General features: G+C 48.3%; 17 protein-coding genes. 8 read left to right on the forward strand and 9 right to left on the reverse strand.

The window, feature by feature from the left end; translation table 11 throughout:
- Window positions 1–85 precede the first annotated feature (85 nt).
- The 6 genes from H7F15_RS10350 to H7F15_RS10375 form a co-directional block, all read right to left on the reverse strand.
- Window positions 86–2,491 (reverse strand): prolyl oligopeptidase family serine peptidase, encoded by a 2,406-nt coding sequence (locus H7F15_RS10350; RefSeq protein ID WP_185196894.1) that lies wholly within the window; start codon window positions 2,489–2,491, stop codon window positions 86–88.
- Window positions 2,492–2,599: 108 nt separating this feature from the next.
- Window positions 2,600–4,267, reverse strand: coding sequence for an amidase (locus H7F15_RS10355; RefSeq protein WP_185196895.1), 1,668 nt, complete (start codon window positions 4,265–4,267; stop codon window positions 2,600–2,602).
- A gap of 153 nt (window positions 4,268–4,420) precedes the next feature.
- Complete coding sequence (locus H7F15_RS10360) at window positions 4,421–5,962, reverse strand: RagB/SusD family nutrient uptake outer membrane protein (RefSeq protein ID WP_185196896.1); 1,542 nt, start codon at window positions 5,960–5,962, stop codon at window positions 4,421–4,423.
- A gap of 14 nt (window positions 5,963–5,976) precedes the next feature.
- Window positions 5,977–9,213: a SusC/RagA family TonB-linked outer membrane protein gene (locus H7F15_RS10365; protein WP_185196897.1), complete on the reverse strand. Its 3,237-nt coding sequence runs from the start codon at window positions 9,211–9,213 to the stop codon at window positions 5,977–5,979.
- Between the two features lie 322 nt (window positions 9,214–9,535).
- Window positions 9,536–10,576 carry a hypothetical protein gene (locus H7F15_RS10370; RefSeq protein WP_185196898.1) on the reverse strand — a complete coding sequence of 347 codons (1,041 nt, stop codon included), beginning with the start codon at window positions 10,574–10,576 and terminating at the stop codon, window positions 9,536–9,538.
- Entirely contained in the window at window positions 10,567–11,379 is an 813-nt protein-coding gene (locus H7F15_RS10375) for an MOSC domain-containing protein (protein ID WP_185196899.1), read from the reverse strand. Before H7F15_RS10375 ends, H7F15_RS10370 begins: the two co-directional genes overlap by 10 nt.
- A 137-nt stretch (window positions 11,380–11,516) precedes the next feature.
- On the opposite strand from H7F15_RS10375, the gene H7F15_RS10380 reads away from it, so the two are divergent.
- Entirely contained in the window at window positions 11,517–12,407 is an 891-nt protein-coding gene (locus H7F15_RS10380) for a TraB/GumN family protein (RefSeq protein WP_185196900.1), read from the forward strand.
- A gap of 54 nt (window positions 12,408–12,461) precedes the next feature.
- Entirely contained in the window at window positions 12,462–14,411 is a 1,950-nt protein-coding gene (locus tag H7F15_RS10385) for a M1 family aminopeptidase (RefSeq protein ID WP_185196901.1), read from the forward strand.
- Window positions 14,412–14,462: 51 nt separating this feature from the next.
- On the opposite strand, the gene H7F15_RS10390 is transcribed toward H7F15_RS10385, so the two are convergent.
- Complete coding sequence (locus tag H7F15_RS10390) at window positions 14,463–14,810, reverse strand: TM2 domain-containing protein (RefSeq protein ID WP_185196902.1); 348 nt, start codon at window positions 14,808–14,810, stop codon at window positions 14,463–14,465.
- 5 nt (window positions 14,811–14,815) lie between these two features.
- Window positions 14,816–15,160: a DUF2752 domain-containing protein gene (locus H7F15_RS10395; RefSeq protein WP_185196903.1), complete on the reverse strand. Its 345-nt coding sequence runs from the start codon at window positions 15,158–15,160 to the stop codon at window positions 14,816–14,818.
- 74 nt (window positions 15,161–15,234) lie between these two features.
- Here H7F15_RS10395 and H7F15_RS10400 point away from each other — a divergent pair, with 74 nt between their 5' ends.
- The 6 genes from H7F15_RS10400 (at window position 15,235) to H7F15_RS10425 (ending at window position 19,931) form a co-directional block, all read left to right on the forward strand.
- On the forward strand, window positions 15,235–16,680 hold the full coding sequence (locus tag H7F15_RS10400) for a sorbosone dehydrogenase family protein (RefSeq protein WP_185196904.1): 1,446 nt from the start codon (window positions 15,235–15,237) through the stop codon (window positions 16,678–16,680).
- 11 nt (window positions 16,681–16,691) lie between these two features.
- Window positions 16,692–17,051, forward strand: coding sequence for a cytochrome c (locus tag H7F15_RS10405; RefSeq protein WP_185196905.1), 360 nt, complete (start codon window positions 16,692–16,694; stop codon window positions 17,049–17,051).
- A 36-nt stretch (window positions 17,052–17,087) separates the two neighbouring features.
- Entirely contained in the window at window positions 17,088–17,294 is a 207-nt protein-coding gene (locus H7F15_RS10410; RefSeq protein WP_185196906.1) for a DUF2892 domain-containing protein, read from the forward strand.
- Between the two features lie 50 nt (window positions 17,295–17,344).
- The gene (locus H7F15_RS10415; RefSeq protein WP_185196907.1) at window positions 17,345–18,643 is read left to right on the forward strand and encodes a hemolysin family protein; all 1,299 of its coding nucleotides are present in this window, start codon (window positions 17,345–17,347) and stop codon (window positions 18,641–18,643) included.
- A gap of 77 nt (window positions 18,644–18,720) precedes the next feature.
- The gene (locus H7F15_RS10420; RefSeq protein ID WP_185196908.1) at window positions 18,721–19,392 is read left to right on the forward strand and encodes an energy transducer TonB; all 672 of its coding nucleotides are present in this window, start codon (window positions 18,721–18,723) and stop codon (window positions 19,390–19,392) included.
- Window positions 19,393–19,403: 11 nt separating this feature from the next.
- Window positions 19,404–19,931 carry a dihydrofolate reductase family protein gene (locus tag H7F15_RS10425; RefSeq protein ID WP_185196909.1) on the forward strand — a complete coding sequence of 176 codons (528 nt, stop codon included), beginning with the start codon at window positions 19,404–19,406 and terminating at the stop codon, window positions 19,929–19,931.
- A gap of 81 nt (window positions 19,932–20,012) precedes the next feature.
- On the opposite strand, the gene H7F15_RS10430 is transcribed toward H7F15_RS10425, so the two are convergent.
- On the reverse strand, window positions 20,013–20,234 hold the full coding sequence (locus tag H7F15_RS10430; RefSeq protein ID WP_185196910.1) for a hypothetical protein: 222 nt from the start codon (window positions 20,232–20,234) through the stop codon (window positions 20,013–20,015).
- Between the last annotated feature and the right edge of the window lie 109 nt (window positions 20,235–20,343).

Raw genomic sequence — 20,343 nt, forward strand, 5'->3', positions numbered from 1 at the left:
GTTTGCCCAACTATAGCCTGTTAAAAGCAAAAAGCACGGTAACTGTTTACCGTGCTTTTTGCTTTTAACAGGCTATAGTTATTCTTTATTTATCCTTCAGGTTCTCTTCAAAGAGCTTGTAGATACGCTTATATTCATCGGTCCAACTCGCGGGCTCAGTAAACCCGTGGTCCTCTACAGGGTAAACGGCCAGCTCCCAGTTATCTTTTCCAAGTTCTATCAGGCGCTGTGTTAAGCGCACCACATCCTGGAAGTGCACATTGGTATCCACCATCCCGTGGCAGATCAATAAAGCGCCTTTCAGACCTTCTGCATAGTAGATCGGGGAGCTTTTGGCATAGGCCAGGCTATCAGTCTGTGGTGTGTTCAGGATATTGGAAGTATAACCATGGTTATAGTGTGCCCAGTCGGTAACAGAACGCAGCGCAGCACCAGCCGCAAATATATCCGGCTCTGTAAACATGGCCATCAGGGTAATAAAGCCACCATACGATCCACCATAAATCCCTATCTTCTTCGGATCAACATTGTACTTGTCAACCAGCAGTTTAGCACCATCCACGTGGTCGCTCAGGTCTTTGCCACCCATAAACTGGTAAATGCCGGTTCGTACATCGCGGCCATATCCCGCACTGCCTCTATAGTCTATATCCAGTACAGTGTAGCCCTGGTCTACCAGGAAGTTATGGAACATGTATTCTCGGAAGTAGGAACTCCACCACTTATGCGCATTCTGCAGGTAACCGGCACCATGCACAAAAATCACTGCTGGCCCATTTGCCTTTTTAGTTGCGGGCTGATATAATCGGGCGTACACATCGGCACCATCCTGCGCCTTAAAGCTGATCACTTCCGGCTCACGCCAGTTGTAGGCTTTAAACTCTTCGGTAAGCGAGTTGGTAACCTGACGCGGTTTTGCGCCTTTTTTGTTATTCATCAGGTATAGCTCCCATGGCTTGTTGCTGTACGAGTACCTGAAAGCCAACATTTTCTCGTCCGGAGAAAGCGCTACTTCATAAGCGCCAGGCATGGTAGTAAGTTGCACCATTTCGCCACCGTTTACCGGCATTTTATAAAAGTGCCGCTCACCCGGGTGTACTTTGTTAGCTGTAAAATAGAAGTGCTTTTTATCGCGCGACAGCTGCACGTCCGATACTTCGAACTTGCCGCTGGTAAGAGCCTTTTTATTGCCTGTTTTTACATTTACTGCATACAGGTGCGAGTAACCGCTCTCCTCCGAATGGAACCAGACCGACTCGTTATCTGGCATCCAGCCAATATCACCTGCGCCATAGCTAATGCCGGGTCCGTTTATCCAGGCATCATCGTGCTGGCGATCCAGCAGGTTCAGGTTACCGGTAGCGGGATCAAGGGACAGTATCCAGCGGTCTTTGTTATCGGCTGCACGGGCTACAACTACAGCATGCTTCCCATTCTCTGACCAATACGGGCCGTATAGTGTAGTGGTGCGCATCTCCGCCTTTTTAGTTTTGGAGTCGGCTGCATCTTTGGCTATGCTTGCTTTTTTGTTTTGTTCCAGCACATAAGCCGGCACATCGTAAATGCCTTCCACGTTCTTCATGGTCACGGCAAAGGTTGTGTCGCGGTAGATATCGTACACAAAAAACTCCGAAGTGCTTTGCGCATCGCCAACCTTGGTGCGGGTATTCAGATCCTCGGTATAGCCTGAGCTTGTCACAAAATCCGGTACTATAGCCACCTTGGCATTCTTCGGCCTGCTGATCAAACTATAGGTAACATAGCGCTCTTCAGGACTCAGCGTAACCCCACTCACGATCTTGTCGTCCACATAAATCTCCAGCGGACGAACAGGCGCATCGGCTTTTTGCTGTTTCCGGAAGGCTGCTTTATCAGCTTCGCGCTCTTTTACAATCTGCAGTAACCCTGTTTGCTGGTTTCGTAGCCAAACACGCTGCGGGTCTTTCTCTTCACCATCTGCAGGCTTTCTTCCTTTTCTGAAATCTGTAAGCTGTGCCAGTTGCCCGTTCGCGATGCGCCATTGGTACAGGTTATTATCTCTCAGGAAGGTGATCTCCTGCTCGTCGTGGGTAAAGGCAGGGTTACTTTCGCGCTCTACGGTATTTGTAACACGGGTAGCTTTGCCGCTTTTTACATCCAGCAGATAAATATCGCCATTCTTCTCATAAACCTTCCTGGTTTCGGCACGATTGTACACACCGTTCTGCGCCGGAAGTTTACGACGTTCTGTTGCTGGTACTTTCTTTATGTTTTTGCCGTCGGTGCCTACCACATACAGCGAGTCGTTGCGGTTGCCTTCGGGGTTCCAGCTAAAATAAACGTTCTTGCTGTCTTCAGACCAGAAGACGTTGCCAGGTGATGTACCGATCCATTTCGGATCGCGCATGATCTTTTCTATAGTTAGTGCCGTGCCCGGGGTTTGTGCCTGAACCGAGCCGGCAGCCACCATACTCAGTACAGCAACAACTATAGCTTTCTTTTTAAAAAACATGTGGTTATAGTTTGTGTCAGGTTATTTGCCATTCAAATTAAATGAAATGTCCCGATTTCTCAAGTTAAACCTGCGAATCGGGACATTCTATGGATAGATGCCTATAGTTTAGGGCTTAGCCAGAAAAGCAGTCGGGCGTTTCTCGTCGTGTGGGGTCAGGTCCTGGTATAGTTTGGCGAGGGCCAGCGCCTCAGCTTCGCCAAACAGTTTGCCTATAAACGTAATAGTGGTTGGCATACCGTTTTTCTGGAATCCGGTCGGAACTACCACGCAAGGGTGACCGGTAAGGTTGGTAACCACCAGGTTGCTGCTGCCAAAAGACGGACTGATGTAAACGTCGATGTCTTTCATTCTTTCCTGCATCTGCTGCACCAGTAAGGTTCGTACCCGCTGTGCCTGCAAATACTCTACAGCAGGAATAAAGCGTCCGCTCCTGAAGATATTCGGCCAGGCATTTTTGTGCTGTTGCTTCAGTTTGCTGTCGTTCCCACTGCGTGTCAGTTCATCAAAAGCCGCGGCTCCCTCTACCGAAATGGTCATGATCAGATCATTTACCGGCAGATCAGGAAGTTCAATAGGTATAAGCTCAATTCCTGCTTTGCGCAATGTTTCCAGTGCTGCTTCGTCGTTTTCCTTAAATCCGTATTTCCCTTCAAAGTCTTTCTTCAGGTAACCTACACGCAGCTTTTTCGGGTTTATGCTTTTGCTATAGTTGAAAGGCGCATCATACACCGATAGGTCTTTCCCATCAGGACCATAGATAGCATTAAATACGATGGCAGCATCCTCAGCGGAACGGGTAATTGGTCCAATTTTATCCATACTCCAGCTTAGCGCCATGGCGCCGTGCCGGCTTACCCTGCCAAAGGTTGGCCGCAAACCGGTAGTACCACAAGCCGTTGACGGTGAAACTATAGAACCCAGGGTTTCCGTCCCGATGGCATAAGGCAACAATCCAGCAGCCACTGCTGCGGCAGAGCCCGCCGAAGAGCCGCTCGAACCTTTACTCAGATCCCAGGGCGATTTGGTTTTACCGCCGTACCAGACATCACCCATGGCCAGTTCGCCTAAGGTCAACTTTGCAACCAGCACACCACCGGCATCCTGCAAGCGCTGCACTACTGTAGCATCCATGTCTATCTGCTGATCTTTGTAAGGAGCAGCGCCCCACGTTGTTTTATAATTCTTTGTTGCCAGCAGGTCCTTCACCCCGAATGGGACACCATGCAACAGTCCCTTGTACTTTCCAGCCTTTATTTCCTGGTCTGCCTGCCGTGCCTGCTTCAAAGCCAGCTCTTCGGTCAGGGTTGTTACGCATTCCAGTGTCGGGCCATACTTTTTCAGCCTGTCCAGGTAAAATCTGGTAAGCTCTTCCGATGTGATCTGTTTGGATTTGAGCAGCGCTGCCAGTTGGGGTACACTATAGTACGCCAGGTCATCGCGGTTAGCTGGTAGTTTAGTTTTACCCGGTATTTCTACTTCAAATTTCTGCTGCTCTTTTGGCCAGGTGTACCGTACCGGTATCGGGTTAAAGACCAGCGCTGGCGCCACGTTGTTAGGCAGGGGTACTTTGCGAATACGCTCGTAGCCCTTTCGGAAGTCCTCGAGCTCCGTCGTTGCGGAATCTAACTGCGCGGTTGTAAAATTTAGTCCTATCAACTGCTTCGCCTGTTGCAGCATGGCAACAGTTATGGTACTATCTGCCACTTTGGTAGCAAAAGCGCCCATCCCAAAGCAGGATGCCGCCAGTATGCATAGTTTCAGTTTGCGATTCATGGTCTATAGTTTTGTTATATAAATATATATAAAAGCTACAGGTCTTTTAATAGCGTGGCTATAGTTTATTCCCTTATCAATCATCAATTTAAAAGCTGAACAAAAAAAGGGCTACCCAAATGGGTAGCCCTCTTCTATTTATTCCGTTTCAGACTATTTTTCCAGAACTGGGTTGTTCTGTACTTCTGCCTGAGGGATTGGGAAAGTCATTTCATCATCATCCCATGAGAATGTCTCGCCAGCGAAGAACAAGTGGTTAGCACCTCTTGTGATTGACTTCTTCAGACGCTTCATTGCCAGGTAAGATTTACCTTCACCCCATAGCTCAATACGAGTCTGCAGGAAGATCTCATCTATCAGCTGCGCATTGCTTAGCGTGTTCAGGTAATCTGTATAAGCATCAACACCTGTAGTCGCTTCTTTACCAGCTACTTCTTCAATTCTTGTGGACATTAACTGAAGCAGCATTGCTTTAGCAGCAGCATCGTTTCCGAGTCTTGCTTGTGCTTCGGCATTCATCAACATCATTTCTTCCATACGCATGTAAACGTAGTCAGTAACAACATTACGCTGACCTCCTTGTACCCTTGCAGGATCGAAGAACTTGAAATATGGCCAACCTGATGCGCTGAACTGCTTTCTTCTTAAGTCATCCGGACGGATAGAAGCCTGTAAACTAGCGTCTATTTTTTTAGGGTCACCAGCCCAGGCGTAGCTATAGGTAAATAAGTCTATCTGTCCCCACCATGACACAAGGTCAAGATCGCTATCCAGTGTCAGGTCTACACCCCAGATCCAGCTTGGAGAAGCTACGTTATTGAAACCAGATTCCGGATTCAGCAAACGGCCTGAAGCGTCAACCTGACCATAAAGCGCATTTTTGCTCGTAATGCTATAGCCACCTTCTGTTAAGATCTCGTTTGTTAAGGTAACAACCTTTGCTAGGTCAGCATTTGTACCTCTTGCAGAAAGTACATAAACTAATAAACCTTTTGCTACGTTTTTATCAACCTGCTCTTTAGAGCTTCTGTTGAAGTCTTCCAGATACTCGATAGCCTGCGTCAGGTCATCTACCATCAGGTTATAAACTTCCGCAGACGTGCTCTTAGGCTGGTTTGGCATTTTAGCATCGGTGTAGATCGGAAGGATCTTCTCGCTGCCTGTACCATATCCTGGAGCATAAAGCTGCGACAGGTAGAAGTAAGCATAAGCACGCATGGCTTTTGCCTGACCCATGATGTGGCGCTGAAGTTCTCCTTCTGGCTCAGCATCGGTACCACCCAACAGGTCGATCACGTTGTTAGCTGATCTTACCATACGGTAGTAGTAACGCCAAGGCGTGTATGCTTCGTTTCTGGTAAAGTCAGTGGTTGCCTGGTAACGTACGATAGTAGTATACCAGCCATAGTTTGTACCAACCAGCGCCATATCAGAAGACAGCATATCCATAAAGATATCATAGCCTTTCTGACCGAAGTCATCGTGACGTGTAGTACCGCCTGTCCACATGTCATACATCATAGAGTACAGACCGGCAACGTTACCAGCAAGAAGATCCGGGTCAGTTTTCACCGCTTCCGCAATCTGCTCAGGCGTAAGCTGTTGTGTAGGCTTTTTGTCAAGGAAGTCCTGATCACAGCCACTCACGAAGAACATGAGAGCAGCAGCGCCTAAAGTATATATTTTCTTTTTCATGATAATACTCAAAATTAAATTTTAACTCTTAAACCAGCAGTGAATGTTGATAAAGGAGAGTAACGGTACGTATCTGATGCACCACTTTCAGCTGTAGATGGGTTGAAGCCATTACGTGCAGAGTTCAGCCACAGGTTGTCGCCAGATACCCATACAGACAGGCCACCTACGCCATACTTGCTTGTGATAGAAGTTGGCAGTGTATAGCTCAGACGTACGTTGTTAAGTGCCATGTAATTTGCTTTTGTGATGAAGCGTGATGACACAGAGTTTACGTTCACATCCTGGCTGTTTGACAGACGAGGTACATCAGTCACATCGCCTGGCTTCTGCCATCTGCCCATGATGTCCTGGTGCCAGTTGTTGCTACCGGCAAGGCCGTTGTGCATTAAACCTGCATAAGCATAATCGTAAGAGTAACCACCTATGCTATACAGCATCTGCACATTCAGGTCGAAGCCTTTGTAACCAGCGCCAATGTTAAAGGCACCACGTACATCAGGAATAGCAGACTTACCAACATATTTCTGAGTTGCGTTAGCATACGTTTTAGTAGTAGCTACTTTCAGAACTGCATCTGGGTTTGCAGCCATATATTCGTGTAAGCTTAGTACCTGCTCACCAGTATCGAATGTGTTGTTGTTGTTGGCATCGTTGTAGTGTACAGTCCACATTGCGCGGCCATCTGCAGGGTCTACACCAGCCCACTCACGTACATAGAAATCAAACAGAGAGTGTCCTTCAGACCATCCGTAAGGAGAGTTAGAAGTATCGATCACTTTTGGCTTACCTGTAGCAGGGTCGATTGGCATCTTCATCATTTCGTTTGTGAAGATCTCACCGTTCACACCCAGGCTCAGACGGTAATCTTTACCCTGGAATACATCAGCAGTCAGGTCGAACTCAAGACCACGGTTCATCAGGTCACCATCGTTTACGTTAATGATGGCAGTACCACCTGAAGGACCTACACGACGGCTGAAGATCATATCAGTTGTATTTTTCTGATAGAAGTCAATCGAACCGTTCAGGAAGTTCTTGATACCGAATTCAAAACCAGTCTGGAACATTCTTGATTTTTCCCAGGTCAGGTCAGGGTTACCAGTAACCGACTCAGCCAGAGCTGGCTTATCGTTCAGGTTGTTAATGCTCCATAGGTCATAACCACCCCAGATACCAACACTGTTCTGGTCACCGATCAGACCGTAGCTGGCCTTATATTTCAGGTTTGTGAACAGTTCCTGGCTATCCATGAAGTCTTCGTTTGTGATTACCCATGCAGCACCTATCGAACCGAACGTACCCCATTTGTTATTCACGAAGCGAGAAGAACCATCTCTTCTGATTGTAGCAGACAGGAAGTATTTTCTGCCGTAGTCGTAGTTTAACTGACCGAAGTAAGATTCGATAGCGTAAGACTCATCATAAGAGCTTGATGGGTTTTTAACTACTGTGTTGTTCAGTTCCAGAACATCCGGGTGAACCAGGTTATAACCAGAAGCTGTCAGGTAGTTTCTTGACCAGTCGTAGGCTTCGTGTGCAGCAAGGGCTTCGATCGTGTGCTGACCAAATGTCTTGTTGAAACGCAGCATGTTTAACAGGTTGTAAGAGAATACTTCAGTTCTCTGCAGGAACAGGCTACCATTCTGTGATGCGGAACCACCATAGAATTTATTACCTCTGCTTACATATTTGTTGTGGTAGTACTGTGATCCAAGGCGGTTTTCTAATACAAGACCATCCATGATGTTCACATTCATGCTGATGTTACCATTCAGCTCGTTACGGTAGTGTCTGCTGATATCATAAGTAGCGTCAGCAATAGAGTTGGTAAGACCACCGAAACCACGTGCGTTTACAGTACCATAGTCAAACTGACCACCACCGAAGATAGGGTCGTTGATGATTTTACCTTCGCCATCTCTCATGTACAGCGGATAGATAGAAGGAATGTTATCTACGAACCAGAAAATGCTACCAGAGTCAGAAGACTGACCGTTGTTGTTAGTCTCTGATCTTACATAACCAAAGTTAAAACCACCGTCTAACCACTTGTTGATCTCCTGCTTCACGTTTAAGCGGGCAGTTAAACGCTCGTAATCAGAGTTTATCAGGTAACCTTTATCATTTAAGTAACCTATTGAAGAATAGTAGTTGGTTTTGCCGTTAGAGCCACCAAACTTAACGTTTGCTTCACGACGGGCAGAGTTCTGGAAACCATAGTCTTCCCAGTCTTCCGGGTTGTATTTTCTTGTAACACCTGGTCTTACGCTTCTTGTAGCAGGATCGATCAGGGCAGCAGCGTCTGCTACGTTCCACATGTTGTAACCTGGCGCAATACCATTGGCAGAGAATAATCTGCTGTTTGCAAAAGTTACCGGATCAACGTCGTTTGAAGGATCAGCATCGTTGTTGTTCAGAATGCTTCTCTGGTTGTAAAGACCTTCCCAAGCCAGACCGATGTATTGCTCAGGTGACTTGATGATGTCATAACGAGGGATAAGCTGCATGTTTGTACCAAAGCTGGCATCAGCCTCGATGTAAGATTTTTTACCTCTACCAGTTTTAGTAGTGATAACAACCACACCGTTTGCACCTCTTGAACCGTAGATCGCAGTTGCAGCAGCATCTTTCAATACTGTTGTAGACTCGATGTCAGCAGGGTTGATAGAGTTGATGCTACCTGAGAAAGGAACACCATCTACTACGTATAATGGATCACGGCTACCACTTACAGAACCAATACCACGGATACGGATAGTAGCAGCAGAACCTGGCTGACCGCTTGTGTTGATTACACGCACACCAGAAACCTCACCGGCAAGTGCCTGTGATACGTTCGCAACGTTCTTGCTTTCCAGTTTCTCACCGCTAACTACTTTAGCAGTACCTGTAAAAGACTCTTTAGTAGAAGTAGAGTAACCTACTACCACAACTTCAGAAAGAGTTTCAGAAGAAATTCCTAACTGTACATTGATAGTTGTCTGATTACCAACTGTCACTTCTTTGTTGTCATACCCCACATAGCGGAACACAAGAACCGCATCATTAGATGGTACAGAGATAGAATAGCTACCATCCACACCGGTAGCCATACCAGTGGATGTGCCTTTAACCAAAACAGTCACGCCAGGTAAACCAAGACCTGACTCCTGGTCTGTTACCTTACCCGTTACTGTCCGATTTTGTGCCAGCACTTGCACCACAAGCGCAAACACAAAAATGAAACTGAGCAGTAAACTCTTCTTCATGTTAGAATGTGTTAAATAAATAGTTATAGATTAGTTTGTGTACCAAATATAACGACGTCAACTATATTTCAAAACACTTTAGGTTATATTTAGATAAAAAATAAATAATATTAGACTTTTTAATTACTTTATATAACTATAAATAAGTCCATTCCCTTAATTTTTCAAACCATTCACTTCAAAGTTTAAACACCTTGCTTATTATCAGGTATTTAAATTTATAAAGTAATATATACTGAATTGTAAATTTAAGGAGTAGAACTACCCTGAAAGTGCTTCTGGAATATGGTATCGGCACTATTATTCAGAAAGTGCAAACGTATTAATCGGGCTGCTGCATAACGGCGGCAAGGCAAAGCGGTAGGAAAAGGAGCAGCTTGCGGTAAAGCGGCTTTTCGGGCAGGGCTGCCCATGCCAACCGGACCTGCTGCTTCACAAAAGGTAAAACAGAAAGTAATTGCGTGATCTCCTCTGCCAGAACAGACCTTTTCCTACTGGTCCATTGTTGCAGGAATTTACCCAGCAGTGGCATCACCAGTTGTGTCCACACTATATAAATAAGGAGCGCACGGACCACTATAGCAAGTACCTGTTGGTCCGGTGTTATATTAAGGTATAAAGCACCTGCCAGCAAACCGGCTATCGCAAGTAAAACTCCGGATACCAATGGCTTTCGTTTGCGGCGGGCAGGAAGCTGGTTATCAACTATAGATATGGTATTAACTTCAGCATTCGCGAGTTGCTGCCGGAAATACAACTGGCGTTTTGTTAGTATGCCAGGCAGGCGACCAGCCAACCAGCCAACAAAAACACCCATAAGCGCATGTGCTCCGATATAAACCAGCACCACATACAGCACATACTCGCCTTCCGGCATACCGGCTTTCTTTAAAATATAGTTTACAAAGCCATGTGCTACCTGGTACAGGTCGGCACCAAACAAAACCAGCATTACTACCAGCCGCTGCAGGGCAGATTGCAGTTGGGTGATTACGCCCAGCACTACACAACTTATTTTATAGTGCGCACGGCTTCGGAAAAACAGGTAGCCCAGTGCCCCTTGTATTAACACGGCCAGATAAGCGCCCGGCGGTGTATGCGGGCTAAGCATGCCCTTTACAAGTATAACCAGTATAGTTGCTTTAAGTATAGCAGCCCGCGAAGGACCATAATAATAAAGCAGACTAATGCACACCACTGATGCACCGCCAACAAATAAACCGGTGCCCGGCAGATGCAGTGCATGCAATACCCCACCCAGGAAAGCTTCGCAAAGTGCCCAAAGGGCGGTTATGCGGTAAAACAGTGCTGGCTGTGCTATAGTTGTCTGCTCCGGCCCGCGGGTTACCTGCGCTATTTCCATTGCAATACATTAACTGCATCACCAACTTTTATTACTCCGGTGCCATGGTGCACCAGGTTCTGCCCGAAGAGGACTTTATTATTTTTGGTACGGTAGGATGCCAGTGTTTTTAAAGGCTCCGCTCCTTTTATGCCGGTCTGCTGGTCTATAGTTGTCAGCACGCAGCGGGCGCAGGGTTTGGCTGCCCGGAACTGCACTTCCCCAATTGTAAAAGTGTTCCAGTTATCTTCGGCATGCGGATCGCCGCCGGTAAACACGAAGTTCGGCCGGAAGCGGTTCATCGGCACTGGCTTTTCCAATTTACTGTTCAGGTGGTTCAGCGACTCCTGCCCTATCATCAGAAACGGGTAAGCATCAGCAAAACTCACAATTTCTTTATCAAAGGCATATTCCGGGTCCACACGGCGCAACGAGTTATCGGGCATATATACCAGCCGTGCCACCATGCCCAAGGCTTTCGAGAACCAGGCGCTGGTATGGTGGTTGATTTCATAAGCCGTGCAGGTGTCTTCCCACACAGTTACCTGTACTTCGTGCTCAGGGTTAGCAGCAAAAGGAATAAAGAGTGGGGCCAGCAGATTTTGCTTGTGCGACACCAGCAGTCCGTCGTTTTGCAGGGTTACCTGCAGCAGGGCCATCTGGGCAAAGGTGCGCTGCGACAAAAACTTTCCGTTCCCGTCAACCAGCATCCACCTCCGGTCGTATTGCAGGCCACGCGCCTGCACGTGTGCCTGTGGCAGGCTTATACCGCCCAGCGATTTGATAGGATAAATATAGATCGTGCTCAGGGTGTATGTAGCCATAACAGAACAGTGGTAACGACCGAAATTATAAACTATATCTGTGTTAATCAACTATAGCACTGCAAAGGTATTGGCTTATAAGTATATATGATTTTGTTTTAAAACGTTATCTTTACACTGGTACAAATTTCATCCTTATGAAAAACGTTTATCACTACCTGGCTGCCCTGTTGGCGCTCCTCACAACCGTTAGCACCCCGTTACAGGCACAGACCTCTCCAGCCACCATGCCTAAAGCGCTTTTGTGGGAAGTATCCGGGAAGGGCCTGAAACAACCATCTTACCTGTTTGGCACCATTCACGCCATTTGTCCCGAAAGCTTTATACTGACGGATGCTGTTAAGCAGAAGCTGGCGCAGACCGAGCGCCTCTCGCTGGAAGTAGACATGGATGCCCCTAACTTTATGGTAGAGCTGCAACAGGCCACTGTACTGCCGGACAGCCTGAAGCTACGCGGCTATTTCTCGGATGAAGAATACAACCTGCTGCACGGTTACTTTAAAAACACCATGGGCCTGAACCTGGACCAGTTGGACCGCATGAAGCCTTTTATGCTGCACTCGATGCTGTTGTCGCAGTTAACGGAGTGCCAGGCTATCTCTTACGAAGAAAGCCTGATGAAACTGGCCCAACAGCAGGGCAAGGAAGTGATCGGACTGGAAACAGTGGGCGAACAGCTGAGCGCTATAGACCAGATGCCGGCAAATGTGCAGGTAAGTATGCTGACCAAAATGATCCGCAACATGGATGATGCGCGTAAAACGTATCAGAACATGGTGAAACTATACCTGCAGCAGGACCTGGCAGGCCTGGATGCCCTCTCGCGCGAAGAATATAACGACGAAGACTACCACGTATACGAACAGGCTTTCCTGGTGAACCGCAATAAACGCTGGATACCGGTTATGGAACGCGAAGCACGTATACAACCTACCTTTTTTGCTGTAGGCGCCGGCCACCTGACCGGACAGGACGGGTTGCTGGAACTGCTGCGCAAGCGTGGCTATACAGTGCTACCAGTGCAGTAATTTCTTGTAGTGCGCTGCACCTGGCTGCTACTATACTTTTGAACTATGAAAAACATGGCCCGGTTACTATTCCTGCTATCTATAGTTCTTTACACCAGCCATGTGCAGGCTCAAACAGACACGCCCGCCGTATATAGTTGCGTCAAAAGCAGTCTGCAGCAACCTACGCGGGCAGCAGTAGCGTCAGAAGAACATCAGCGTCTGATGAACCTATATGATGTTACGTTCTACGCCCTGAACCTGAAGCTGGAACGCAACAGCACCTATATCGACGGCTCCGTAGAAACCCATGCCAAAGTAAAAGGTAATGCATTAAGTGTTTTCGCGTTTGAGCTGCACCCGAGCTTTACTATAGAGAGCATAACTATAAATGGCACTCCCCAGGCTACTATAACCCGTAACGGCAGCGATGTAACAGTCAATCTTAGCACAACTATAGCAGCTGGCAGTAACTTGCAGGCAACTATAGATTACAAAGGTTTTGCACCAAACAGTGGCAATGCCGCCATCGGAAACGGTTTTAACACCGCCCGCCTCGAGAGTCTGAAAACAGATGTAACCTGGAGCCTGAGCGAACCTTACGCAGCCTACGAGTGGTGGCCAACCAAGCAGGTGCTTACCGACAAAGCCGACTCGGTGCATGTAACCATAAACACCAGCCCTGAAAACAAGGCAGGTTCCAACGGGCTGCTGACCGAAACAGAACAACTCCCCGATGGCCGCGTGGCTTACCACTGGCGAAGCAACTATCCTATCGCATACTACCTGATCTCGGTGGCTGTATCAGATTATGACGGGTATGTGCTGTTTGCCAACCCTGCTGGCGCCCCGGCTCCTATCCCTATCGTAAACTATGTGTACAAAGGCCGGTTACCGGTTTATAAAACTGACATAGACCGCACAGCTACTTTTCTGGAATATTTTTCGGAGTTGTTTACGCTGTACCCTTTTGCAAAGGAAAAGTACGGACACAGCATGGCACCTATCGGTGGCGGTATGGAGCACCAGACCATGACCACACAGTCGAGCTTTGCTTTTACGCTTACGGCACACGAACTGGCACACCAGTGGTTTGGCAACAACGTAACCTGCGCCTCCTGGCAGGACATCTGGCTGAACGAAGGCTTTGCATCCTATGCCGAATACCTGGCCCTGCATCAGTCCTCCCCGGCTCAGGCAGAGGCCTGGATGAGCGATGCTCATAACCGGGCCAAAACAGCCTTCACCGGCAGCCTGCGAGTACCCGACACGACCGATGTGAACAGGATCTTCAACTATAACCTGACCTATAAAAAAGGGGCGTCGGTGGTACACATGCTGCGCTACGAGATAGATAACGACGCACAGTTCTTTACAGCCTTACGCAACTATCAGACAACATATAGGGGCAGAACCGCTACCACTGCCGACTTACAGCAGATAATGGAGCAGGCTACGAACAAAAACCTGGACTACTTTTTTAAACAGTGGTACGAAGGCGAAGGCTACCCGGTATTCGGGATACAGTGGAACCAGGTAGGTGACAAACTGGTGATCGATGCAGAGCAGGCTACGACGGGCGCTACCACTTTTTTCCGGACAGACGTAACCTACGAGATACAGACAACAGCCGGCCCGCAAACCGTGCGGGTAACGCAAAACCAACCACGCCAGCAGTTTGTAGTTACTGTTTCCGGCACCGTAACAGGCCTTGTTCCGGACCCTGAGAACCGGATACTAAACGATGTAAGCTATATAAACCGAAACAGTGAGCTACAAATACCGGAGCTACCTATAGTTGTGTACCCGAACCCTACTGACACGGGCAGCATTACCATCACCGACCTTCCGTTTGCAGCCACCGAACTGATCATATACGACCGCATTGGCCGCAAAATGAGGCAGCAACAGGTAAATACACAGCAAACTATAGAACTACAGTTAAATGGCCTGGTGCCCGGCTTATACTTTATCAGGGTAACCAACGGGCACAACACGGCCGTCTCCAGTTTTCTGAAGATATAGGAAGGCTTACTAAAGCTTAACTATAGTTTGAGAAGAATACGGTATAGTTGCTTAGAACCGCATCATGGCTTTTACCTGCTGTGCTTCCTTCACGTTAAACTCGTAGGTCAGGCGCTTATAGTTTATCAGATCCAGGATGGTGCCGATAAAGCAAAGACCGCCGGTAAACAGGTATAACAGCCCCATGCCGATCTGGCCCAGGTAAAAACGCTGCAACCCCGCGATCAGGAAAAACCCGACAATTACCAGAATCATCACTTCAGATGGCTTTTTGCGCCGGGCACGGTAAATATTGGCAAACTGCCTGGCTTCATCGTCAGTCAGATCATTCGCCAGTGTCTGGACATATTGTAATTCATCCGGCTCCAGTTCCGGCATCAGGTGTAGCATTTGCGCCATCGTTCTTAAGGGTTTAGTGTGTTTGTCTGCGTTAAAAGCCGTGCAGCTGACAGATGCTGTCGCACCAGGTACACGCAACGGTAAAAAAGTAAAACTATAGCAGGTACACCCAGCGGATGGGCCTCCCACGACGCCACAACCTCCCCACGAAACAGCCACGCCACCGCATGCCCCAATCCACAGCCCGGGCACCATTCCAGCACATAACTGAAAGGGCACAGACTAAAGAGATGCGCCGCATCCGGCTTCATAAAAGCAAGCGCCAACAGGCCTGATAGCCAGCCACAAAGCTCTGGTAAGTAATGCGAGTACCGCACAAAACTATAACCCCTGATAATAGCTCTTCGCATCACTAACTAAAGCAGCACATTGCCGTAACCAACTATAATTACTGAAATATTAACAAAATAAATTAACATTCAAAATGTCGCGAAGCCTATATGTTATCGTATGCCTGCTGGTGCTGTCGGGCTGCTTCCGTACGCGCTCCTCTAATGGTGGCGGAGACAAGAGTGTGCTCCTCACAGAAAGGCCTGTACGTGCAGCTGATATTGAGCTGCCCGCCGGTTACAAAGCCGAAGCAATAGCCACAGGATTTACCTTTCCTACGGATGTTGCTTTTGATGACCAGGGGCAGGTGTACGTGATAGAAGCAGGCTACTCCTACGGTGAAGAATTTCTGGAACCAAAACTGATAAGAACCAGCCCCGATGGTAACAAAACAACGATAGCTACAGGCGAACTGAACGGCCCCTGGACGGGCATTACCTACCACGATGGCAGTTTTTACATAGCGGAGGGCGGACAGAAAAATGGTGGAAAAATTTTACGCATCACCCCGGAAGGCAACATAGCAACTATAGTTCAGGACCTGCCAACCTACGGCGACCACCATACCAACGGCCCTGTTATTGGCCCCGATGGGAAACTATACTTTGCTACCGGCACTGCTACCAACTCCGGCGTGGTTGGCCCCGACAACTATAACATGGGCTGGCTCAAGCGCCGTTCCGATTTTCATGACATCCCCTGCCAGGATATAACACTTACCGGCCAGAACTTTACGAGCCAGAAACCTGAAACCGGCGAAACCGTAACTACAGGGCCTTACCTGCCTTATGGCACAGCTGCCACCCCGCAACAGGTTATTCCGGGTGCAGTGCCGTGCTCGGGCGCCGTATTTCGCGCTGACCTGGATGGCAGCAATATGGAACTGCTGGCATGGGGCTTCCGAAATCCCTTCGGGCTGACTTTTGCACCGGACGGGCAACTATACATAACCGAAAACGGCTTTGATGACCGTGGCAGCCGCCCTGTATGGGGAACCGGCGATTACCTGTGGCAGGTACAGACCGGACAATGGTATGGCTGGCCCGATTTTGCCGGAGGCCTTGCCTTTAACGGCGAGCGTTTTGGTGCTCCCGGCGAAGATGACCCCAAACCAGTACTTGCCGCACATCCTGCCACGCCACCCAAACCAACAGCCAGCTTAGGCGTGCACTCTTCTTCAAACGGACTCGATTTTTCTACTTCCGTGGCATTTGGCTACACCGGGCAGGCTTTTATAGCACAGTTCGGCGACATGGCCCCGAGCGTAGGCAAAGTGCTGGCGCCAGTTGGCTTTAAAGTAGTGCGCGTAAATGTAGCAGATGGCACGGTAGCCGATTTTGCCACAAACAAAGGCAAGAAAAATGCCCCGGCATCGGCGCTGAAAACCGGCGGGCTGGAGCGCCCGGTAGCGGTTAAGTTCTCGCCAGACGGCACCGCCCTTTACATTATAGACTTTGGCATTATGCGCAACACCGACCATGGCTCTATCCCGCAGAAAGGCACAGGCGTACTCTGGAAAGTAACCCGCACCGCTCCTTAAAATAATTGCTCATGAAAAACATACTTTACACACTAACAACTATAGTTCTGCTTTTTGCCTGTGGCACAGCCAAGCGCGGCGAGCCTGCTTTTGCCGCCATCCCCGACTCGGAGCCGGCAATAGCGCAGGGCAGGGTTGTGTTCGATACCTTTTGCAACAAATGCCACCCCGGCGGTGAAGCAGGACTTGGGCCAGCCATCAACAATAAGCCGCTGCCCGGTTTCCTGATGCGTTTCCAGGTGCGGCATGGGCTGGGCGTAATGCCTGCCTTTTCGGAAAAAGCTATTTCAGATGACGAGTTGGACATTTTGATTGCCTACCTGAAAACGATGCGTAAAGCAAAACACGACAAAGATGCGCAGGCGCCGTAAGTATAAATCAGCGACTAACCTTAAACTATAAAAGCTATGGAATGCAATGTTGGCTTAACCGAACAAAAACTACGGGTACTGGGCGGCCTGGCCCTTGTTGGTCTGGGAGCATATTATAATACTAAAGCGCTGGCTATTTTAGGCCTTGTGCCAATAATTACGGGCATGCTGCGTTATTGCCCTGTCAACCAGGCAATCGGGTATAACGGTTGCAGGAAAAGCCGGATACAGAACTTTACCTGAGTTGAAACAAAACGCTACCTTTACGCCTTTTACCGGCGGGAAAATACTTTATGGAGATCATCATTATACTTATTCTTACCTTACTAAATGGCTTTTTCGCTTTATCTGAGATCGCACTGGTATCGGTGAAGCGCAGTCGTATAGAACAGAAAGCCGCAACCGGCAGCAGCAGCGCCCGCGATGTTTTAAAGTTACTGGAAGAGCCTGAACACTTTCTGTCGTCGGTGCAGGTGGGGATAACCCTGATAAGTATTGTGGCAGGTGCGTACGGTGGCGCGGCCCTCTCAGAGAAATTTACACCCGTAGTGGCAAGCATTGCTCCGCTGGCGCCCTACGCTGCCCAGATCTCGATCATCGTTATAGTTGGCCTGATCACCTACTTCACTATTGTGATCGGGGAACTGATACCTAAAACCGTGGCCCTGAATAACCCCGAACGCATTGCGCTGGCGGTTGCACCCATCATCAAAGTATTCACCAGGTTAACATTTCCGCTGGTCAGGCTGCTTTCGGGCTCTACCAACCTGGCTATTAAGCTGCTGGGCATTAAACAGAACAAAGGCGGCGCCAGCCTTACCGAAGAAGAACTGCGCCACCTGATAAAAGTAGCGGGCAGCGAAGGCGTGCTGGAGAAGGAAGAAGAACGCCTGCACGACAACCTCTTTTACCTGTACGAGCAACGCAACCGCAGCCTGATGACCTACCGCACCGAAGTGGAATGGATAGACCTGGACCGCCCGGCCGAAATAAAAGAGATCATCAGAAAAAGTGCACATACCAAGTTTCCGGTTTGCAGAGGCTCTCTGGACAATGTGGTAGGCATATTAGCTGTAAAAGATTATTTTGAGCAGGTAGAGCTGGAAGGCAAACCGCTCGAACATGTACTTAAAACACCGCTTTTTGTGTCGGAGTCGATGTACGCGATGAAGACCCTGAAGCTTTTCCAGCGGAAGAAGCAGTACCTGGCTGTGGTGGTAAATGAGTTTGGTGCGGTAGAAGGCATCATTACCCTGCACGATATTATGGAAGCTATAGTTGGCGACCTGCCCGACCTGGATGAACAGCATGAGCCCGAAGTTTTCCGCCGCGACGATGGCTCTTACCTGATGAGCGGGGCCATCCTGATACGCGAACTGAACCAGGAACTTGGCCTGGAACTGGTACCTAACCACCCCGAACGCTACGCCACCTTAGGGGGTTTTATTCTTTACACCCTCTCCAAAATCCCGAAGACAGGCGACAAAATAACCCTGCATACCCACGAGCTTGAGGTAATAGACATGGATGCCAGCCGCATTGATAAAGTGCTTGTGCGGGAATTGCCACCTGAGCCGGAAAATACGCCCTGATCTATATTTTATTGTTGCTTAATTGTATAAATCGAAAGCAAAATAGTATCTTTCGGTTATACAATTAAGCAACATTTATGAAAACAATCTGTACCATGCTCCTTTGCCTGGTAACCTGCTGGGCTGCGCTTGCCCAAAGTGCTCCTGAAGTAAAAACTAAAAAAATCAAAAATACCCTTGCCGACCACACGGCAACTTACTCCGTATTAGCTACTAACAAGGACGTGAAGCACGGTGCTTATGAGATGGAAGGGAAGCACTGGAAATGCGAAGGCCAGTACGACAACGGACAAACAAGCGGCATCTGGTCTTTTTACGGCCCCGGAGGTAAGCTGAACTATAAGTTCGACTTTACAAACATGGCGGAGGTTTTCTCGGAACGTGCAAAAGACAGTCTTCACAACGTAATTGAAGTGTACCAGAACGGGCAGTTTGTAAAAACGAAGGTAGGTAATGCTCCTTTCTATTTTGGTGGAGAGTATCGTATGCTGGGGTATATTGCCAGCAGTTTAAGGTACCCTATGGAAGCACATAGGGCCGGGCTTCAGGGTGTTACCTTCGTGAAACTGGAGATAGATGAAGCCGGCAAACTGTCGGACCTGGAAATAGCGCAGTCGGCCGGCGAAGTATTGGACAAGGAAGCCATGCGGGTGCTTGGGGGATTATCCAGCGGCTGGGTACCGGCCATGATAGATGGCAAACCAGTGAAGAGCAAGCTTGTGGTACCGGTCCGGTTTAAGATAATGTAAAACGATAGCCTATGCGAAAGATTGTTTTGTATATAGCCGCCAGTCTGGATGGCTACATTGCCCGCCCCGACGGCAGTATAGACTGGCTGGAAGATGATGTTTACAAACTGGAGGGCGAAGACTATGGCTACAACAGTTTCCGGCAGACGATAGATACCACCCTGATGGGGAACAATACTTACAAAGTAGTAAAGGAAATGGGCATGCCTTTTCCTTATCAGGATAAGAAGAACTATGTTTTTACCCGCTCCTCGCACCCCAAAGCCGATTTTGTAGAATTTGTGCAGGAAGACCCGGTTGCTTTTGTAAAACAGCTGAAGAAACAGGAAGGCAAAGACATCTGGCTGATAGGAGGTGCCCAACTGAACATGCAGCTACTAAATGCCAGCCTCGTAGATGAAATGATCATCACGTTTGTGCCGCTTATACTGGGCAGGGGCATCCCCTTGTTTGCCGGCGGCGTAAGCGAGCGAAAGATGAAGGTGCATGACGTATCTACGTACCAGAATGGGTTTGTGCAGGTAAACTTTAAACTTTAGTTATTGTCTGAAAATGCCGAAACCACTCGGTTACGGGTGGTTTACAAGGCATAAAAGGTGATTGTAAAGAGGGTTCTTGCGTTACAGGCAGGTCTGTATGTTGCCGTGAATCTGGGGTTGCTGCTGATGTGATGGTAGCGCCTCCACATGTTTGTGCTCTAATCGTTCATTTTCCAGCATTGGCTGTGTTACCTTATCCAGGTAATCGCGGCTATAGTCAAACGACTGGTCTACAGTTTTCAGAAACCTATCTCCGGTGTTAAAGAACAGGCCTGTAAGCGGGGTTAATCTGCTGCGTCTCATGGTGTACTCCTTTCCGGTTAGGTGCTGACGGGCGGGCACACGGTTAAATAATTGGTTATATTTACTTATACGTAATCTGCCTTTTTCAGTCGTAATCTGCCTTTTTCAG

The organism is Pontibacter sp. Tf4, assembly GCF_014212495.1.
Lineage (GTDB): Bacteria > Bacteroidota > Bacteroidia > Cytophagales > Hymenobacteraceae > Pontibacter.

Bases quoted from the DNA above. Each gene is read 5' to 3' on its own strand.
- H7F15_RS10350 (WP_185196894.1), bottom strand. From the start codon at position 2,491: ATGTTTTTTAAAAAGAAAGCTATAGTTGTTGCTGTACTGAGTATGGTG.
- H7F15_RS10355 (WP_185196895.1), bottom strand. From the start codon at position 4,267: ATGAATCGCAAACTGAAACTATGCATACTGGCGGCATCCTGCTTTGGG.
- H7F15_RS10360 (WP_185196896.1), bottom strand. From the start codon at position 5,962: ATGAAAAAGAAAATATATACTTTAGGCGCTGCTGCTCTCATGTTCTTC.
- H7F15_RS10365 (WP_185196897.1), bottom strand. From the start codon at position 9,213: ATGAAGAAGAGTTTACTGCTCAGTTTCATTTTTGTGTTTGCGCTTGTG.
- H7F15_RS10370 (WP_185196898.1), bottom strand. From the start codon at position 10,576: ATGGAAATAGCGCAGGTAACCCGCGGGCCGGAGCAGACAACTATAGCA.
- H7F15_RS10375 (WP_185196899.1), bottom strand. From the start codon at position 11,379: ATGGCTACATACACCCTGAGCACGATCTATATTTATCCTATCAAATCG.
- H7F15_RS10380 (WP_185196900.1), top strand. From the start codon at position 11,517: ATGAAAAACGTTTATCACTACCTGGCTGCCCTGTTGGCGCTCCTCACA.
- H7F15_RS10385 (WP_185196901.1), top strand. From the start codon at position 12,462: ATGGCCCGGTTACTATTCCTGCTATCTATAGTTCTTTACACCAGCCAT.
- H7F15_RS10390 (WP_185196902.1), bottom strand. From the start codon at position 14,810: ATGGCGCAAATGCTACACCTGATGCCGGAACTGGAGCCGGATGAATTA.
- H7F15_RS10395 (WP_185196903.1), bottom strand. From the start codon at position 15,160: ATGCGAAGAGCTATTATCAGGGGTTATAGTTTTGTGCGGTACTCGCAT.
- H7F15_RS10400 (WP_185196904.1), top strand. From the start codon at position 15,235: ATGTCGCGAAGCCTATATGTTATCGTATGCCTGCTGGTGCTGTCGGGC.
- H7F15_RS10405 (WP_185196905.1), top strand. From the start codon at position 16,692: ATGAAAAACATACTTTACACACTAACAACTATAGTTCTGCTTTTTGCC.
- H7F15_RS10410 (WP_185196906.1), top strand. From the start codon at position 17,088: ATGGAATGCAATGTTGGCTTAACCGAACAAAAACTACGGGTACTGGGC.
- H7F15_RS10415 (WP_185196907.1), top strand. From the start codon at position 17,345: ATGGAGATCATCATTATACTTATTCTTACCTTACTAAATGGCTTTTTC.
- H7F15_RS10420 (WP_185196908.1), top strand. From the start codon at position 18,721: ATGAAAACAATCTGTACCATGCTCCTTTGCCTGGTAACCTGCTGGGCT.
- H7F15_RS10425 (WP_185196909.1), top strand. From the start codon at position 19,404: ATGCGAAAGATTGTTTTGTATATAGCCGCCAGTCTGGATGGCTACATT.
- H7F15_RS10430 (WP_185196910.1), bottom strand. From the start codon at position 20,234: ATGAGACGCAGCAGATTAACCCCGCTTACAGGCCTGTTCTTTAACACC.